The 4,709-nt window shown below is 71.3% G+C and carries 5 protein-coding genes and 1 pseudogene; all 6 read left to right on the forward strand.

The features are described from left to right. A pseudogene (locus WBA11_RS02645) lies at positions 1 to 755 on the forward strand (hypothetical protein); the annotation flags it as partial. Next, positions 755 to 1,552: a hypothetical protein gene (locus WBA11_RS02650; RefSeq protein WP_424519174.1), complete on the forward strand. Its 798-nt coding sequence runs from the start codon at positions 755 to 757 to the stop codon at positions 1,550 to 1,552. The pseudogene WBA11_RS02645 and the gene WBA11_RS02650, both read left to right, overlap by 1 nt. Beyond that, entirely contained in the window at positions 1,549 to 2,355 is an 807-nt protein-coding gene (locus WBA11_RS02655) for a hypothetical protein (protein WP_424519175.1), read from the forward strand. Before WBA11_RS02650 ends, WBA11_RS02655 begins: the two co-directional genes overlap by 4 nt. Then, the gene (locus WBA11_RS02660; RefSeq protein WP_424519176.1) at positions 2,352 to 3,182 is read left to right on the forward strand and encodes a hypothetical protein; all 831 of its coding nucleotides are present in this window, start codon (positions 2,352 to 2,354) and stop codon (positions 3,180 to 3,182) included. The genes WBA11_RS02655 and WBA11_RS02660 overlap by 4 nt, the downstream gene beginning before the upstream one ends. Next, positions 3,179 to 4,024: a hypothetical protein gene (locus WBA11_RS02665; RefSeq protein WP_424519177.1), complete on the forward strand. Its 846-nt coding sequence runs from the start codon at positions 3,179 to 3,181 to the stop codon at positions 4,022 to 4,024. The genes WBA11_RS02660 and WBA11_RS02665 overlap by 4 nt, the downstream gene beginning before the upstream one ends. Before the next feature lie 355 nt (positions 4,025 to 4,379). Further along, positions 4,380 to 4,709: methionyl-tRNA formyltransferase (locus WBA11_RS02670; RefSeq protein ID WP_424519178.1), on the forward strand; the 330-nt coding region annotated here is incomplete at its 3' end.

The following is a 4,709-nucleotide window of genomic DNA, read 5'->3' on the forward strand; positions in this document are numbered from 1 at the left end:
CGGCGTCCCCGTTCATCGCGTGGACCGGCCCGCCGGCCGGGTTCGACGAGCAGACGGCCCTCCACCTGCTGGGCGGCGTCTCGATCCCCGTCGCGTCCGGCGTCCGAGTCGGGGCCGAGGGCTACGCGCGCCGGATCGACGGCCTGCCCGTCCCAATCTGGAGCGCCCGCACCCAGTTCACCCTGATCCCGACCGAGGCCCGGTCGACGTCGTACGGCGCCGACGCCCGCGTCGAAGTCCAGCGCGGCCCGGCGTACCTCTACGCGTCGTACGCCTACGGGGTCACGGAGTACTCGTCGGTCGGCGGCCCCTTCCAGGTGCGCGGCGGCGAGTCGTACGAGCGGTACTTCCCGGCCCACGACAGACGGCACCAGCTTCAGATGGCGGCGCAGCTCGATGTCGGCGGCTTCGAGATCGGGGCGCGGTGGCAGTTCGGGTCGGGGCTGCCGTACACGCGGCCGTTCGGGTTCGACGTGGTCGTGCCGCCGTTCGGGTTGCCCGAGGTCACGACCTCGCCGGGCTTCCCACGCGTCGTGTTCGAGCAGCCGTTCAACGGGCGCCTCCCGTCGTACCACCGGCTCGACCTGACAGCAGGCACAGAGATCTCGCTAGGCCGCGCCGCCCTCGACGTGCAGGCCGGCGCGATCAACACGTACAACCGCGACAACGTCTTCTACTACGACGTCTTCCGGGGGCGCCGGGTAAACCAGCTCCCGATCGTGCCCTACGTCTCGGCGCGACTCAGGACGCGGTAGTGCGCTGGCTCCCCGCCCTGCTCCTGCTCGCCGCGTGCGAGGTCCCGCTCGACCCCATCGAGCCGTCGGACCTGGTGTACTCGCTCAGCGGCTACCTCGACGCCTCGGCCGACACGCAGTGGGTCCGCGTCGAGCCGTTCGACCGGACGGCCGCCCTCGACCCGGGCCTGATCGACGCGACGGTCAGCTTGGAGGGGGCCGGCCTCGAGGTCGAGCTCGAGCAAGAAGTCCGGGCGTTCGTGACCGGACCGGCCCACCTGTTCTGGACCACGGCCGGCGTCGACCCCGGCCGCGAGTACCGGCTCCGCGCCCGCCGCTCGGATGGGGCGGAGGCCACCGCGGCCATCGAGATCCCAGACACGACCGGCGTCGACGTCCAGGTCGCCGGGATCGACCGGTTCCCACCCAGCTGCCCCATCGTCGCGTCCGTGCAGGGCGCCGAGGACCTGGCCGATGTCCGGGCGGACTACTTCTTGTTGGAGGGGGACCGGGTCGTGCGCCGGTCCGTGTCGTACTTCCCGTTCATCGGCGACCGGACGGACGGGAGCCTGCAGGTCTCGCTGTACCCGGGCACGGACCTCCGACTCGTGGCCCCACAGGGCACGGACACGTCGGTCATCGTCGTCGCGATCACGAACGCCGGCTGGCCCGACGTCGCGGGTCTGTCCTTCGAGGACCTCCTCCAGTTCCAGGCGCCCGGCCTCGATCGCGCCGTCGGGTACGTGGGCGGGGTGGTCACGCGCCGGTTCCCGTTCCGAGCCGACCGGCGGTGCACGGACCCGCGCCGCGACGGGTGACCCGGCCTCTCCTCCTGCTCTTGGTCCTCGCCGGCTGCGACGCCTCGCTCGACCCCATCCTCGAGGCCGACGTCTACTACTCGCTGAGCGGCTACCTCGACGCCAGCGCCGACACGCACACGGTCCGCGTCGAGCCCGTCGGGCGCGTCGTCGAGACGCCGCCGGACGGGCCGCTCGACGTCCGCGTGACCCTGTCGGGTCTCGGCCTCGAGGTCGAGCTTCGGCAACGCGTCGACCGACTCGTGACCGGCCCGGCCCACCGCTTCTGGACGACGGCCGACCTCGAGGCGGGACGGACCTACCGCCTGACCGTTCGCGACCCGAACGGCGCCGAGACCGCGACCGACGTCGCAATCCCCGCCCTCGAAGACGTGGACGTCGAGGTCGTGCCCGGCCCCAACAACTGCCCCGTGTTCGTGTCCGTCGACGGAGCGCCACGCTTGGCTGACGTTCAGGCCCACTACACCGTTCGGTCGTCGTCGGGCGCCGTCGAGCGGTTCGAGTTTTCCCACCTGCTCGCGATCGACCGCGGCGCGGACGACGTGTACCGGACCGAGGTCTTCTCGGGCGACGACACGAGCCGGTTCCAGGTCGAGGCCGACGCCGCCCTCGAGGCCGAGGTCGTCGTAGCGATCGGGTCGGAGGCGTGGCCGGAGGCGGCGGGTCTCACCTTGGAGGCCGCCATTGGCTACAATGGGGACGTCGAGAACGGCGTGGGCTTCGTCGGCGGCGTGGTAACGCAGCGGTACCCGTTCCAGCCCGTGATCTCTCGGGGCTCCTCCTGCATGTCCGGGCGTAGATGAAACGACTGGCTTTCCTTCTCGCTCTCGTCTCGGCCGGATGCGAGGTCCCGCTCGACCCGATCGAGCAGACGGATCTGGTGTACTCGCTGAGCGGCTACCTCGACGCCTCAGCGGACACGCAGTGGGTCCGCGTCGAGAACGTCTCGACCGTCGCGGAGGTGAGCCCGGACGCCCTCGAGGCCGACGTCGTGCTGACGGAGCTCGGGAGCGGCCTCGAGATCGTGATGCAGCAGAAGGTCCAGACGTTCGAGAACGGTCCCGCGCACCTGTTCTGGACGACCGAGGACGTCGAGCTCGGCGGCCGGTACCGACTCGTCGCCCAGCGCCGCGCCGACGGCGCCGAGACCACGACGACCGTCTCGATCCCCGCCGACGGCTCGTTCGAGGTCGAGGTCCGCGATGGGAGGTTCACATGCCCGACGTCCGTCACGGTGCGTGGCGCCGACGCGCTCGCCGACGTCCAGGCTCGCTACGTGGTCACAGGCCCTCGAGGGCGGCCGTTCCGGTTCGCCTACATCGACGAGGTCCGGGACGTCGAGGACGTCGGGTTCGTGGGCTCGGTGTACCCCGGCGAGGACGCTACCCAAATGGGCATCGACCCGGTCACGTTTGCGGGCCTGGCGTCGGCCGAGATCGTCGTCGCGGTCACGACCGACGACTGGCCCGACCTCTTCCGCCAGACCCTCGAAGACGCGCTCACCGTCGAGGGCTTCGGCGTCGAAAACGGACTCGGCTTCGTGGGCGGCGTCGTGACGGAGCGGCGCCCCTTCGTCCCAGGGATCAACGGGTCGCCGTTCGGCCCGCCGCCTGGCCCGTGCCGCCGATGAAACGCCTGCTCCTCCTGCTCTGGGTCGCTTTGGCAGCGTGCGAGGCGCCGCTCGTCCCGATCGCGCCGTCGGACCTGGCGTACTCGCTGAGCGGCTACCTCGACGCCTCAGCGGACACGCAGTGGGTCCGCGTCGAGCCGTTCGGGATCTCGGCCGTGGCCGTCGCCGACCTCGAGGGCGAGCTGCCCGCCGACGTGTTCCTCGGGCTCCCCGACGGCTCGCGCGTGCCGATGACGCAGGACGTGCGGTCGTTCGTGACCGGCCCCGCCCACCTGTTCTGGACGACGGAGGACGTCGCGCCCGGTCGGGCGTACCGCATCGAGGTCGAGGGCCACGACGGCGACCGCGCCGTGGCGACGGTCGAGGTCCCCGATGTGGACGCGCTCGACATCGAGCTCGTCGACGGCGTCATCCACTGCCCCACGGCGGTCCTGGTCGGCGGGGTCGAGTTCCTGGTCGACGTCCAGTCGCGGTACACGGACCCTCGCACTGGCCAGTCCTTCCGGTTCTCGAAGGCCGAGTCGTTCACCGAGGTGCTCAGCGGCTCGACGCGGGCCTCGATCTACTTCGGCGACGACGCGGCGCTGATGGACGTGCCGCTGCTCCCGTGGCAGGCCGGCGTCTCGATGGAGGTGTTCGTCGCCGTCGGCACGGACGATTGGCTCACGCCGTCCGAGCTCTCCCTCGAGGGCGCCCTCTCGCACGCGGGCCTCGGCCGCATCGAGGGCGGCGTCGGGTTCGTGGGTGGCGTCGTGACGCGGCGTTTCCCGTTCGTCCCGGGCGTCGGCAAGTTTCCGACGCCGTACACGGACGAGCCCTTCGAGCCCTGCCTCGCGCCGTAGGGAGGGTTGGGGATTGGACCGGGCGCCGTGCCAGGGTTCCCGCCCTCGAGGCCGATTCGCTCTCGAGGCCGCCGGATCCTCCTCACCATCCCGCCGACCTCGAGGTCGCCAGGTCGAGTCCCCCCTCCCTGCGTGAGGAGGGGGACAGGGGGTGGTGTCGCCGTCCTCGAGGCCGCGCCGCACGAACCACTCTCGGCCGCCTTCTCGCCCTCGAAGCCGAACCGTCCTCAACCCCCAGGACCGCGCATCGAGGGCCGCGCCGATTCCGCATCGATTCTCGTCCTCGAGGCTGGATCCAACGCATCTTCCCATACCTCTTGCCTCCTGCCCTTTGTCCTCTCCCCGCATCGTTTTCATGGGCACGCCTGACTTCGCCGTGCCCGCCCTCGAGGCGCTCGTCCAAGCCGACCTCGCGCCCGTCGCCGTCGTCACCGTGCCGGACAAGCCGGCGGGCCGAGGACAAAGGGTCCGGTCGTCGGCCGTCAAGCAGGCGGCGGAGCGCCACGGACTCCCCGTGCTCCAGCCCGACTCGCTCCGCGACCCCGGCTTCGTCTCCGCCCTCGAGGACGCCTCGCCCGACGTGATGGCCGTCGTCGCGTTTCGGATCCTGCCGCCCGAGGTCTACGAGATCGCACGCTTGGGCGCGTTCAACCTGCACGGGTCGCTCCTGCCCGCCTACCGAGGT

The sequence above is a fragment of the Rubrivirga sp. genome, from assembly GCF_049648075.1.
Classification (GTDB): domain Bacteria; phylum Bacteroidota; class Rhodothermia; order Rhodothermales; family Rubricoccaceae; genus Rubrivirga.

Bases quoted from the DNA above. Each gene is read 5' to 3' on its own strand.
- WBA11_RS02665 (WP_424519177.1), top strand. From the start codon at position 3,179: ATGAAACGCCTGCTCCTCCTGCTCTGGGTCGCTTTGGCAGCGTGCGAG.
- WBA11_RS02660 (WP_424519176.1), top strand. From the start codon at position 2,352: ATGAAACGACTGGCTTTCCTTCTCGCTCTCGTCTCGGCCGGATGCGAG.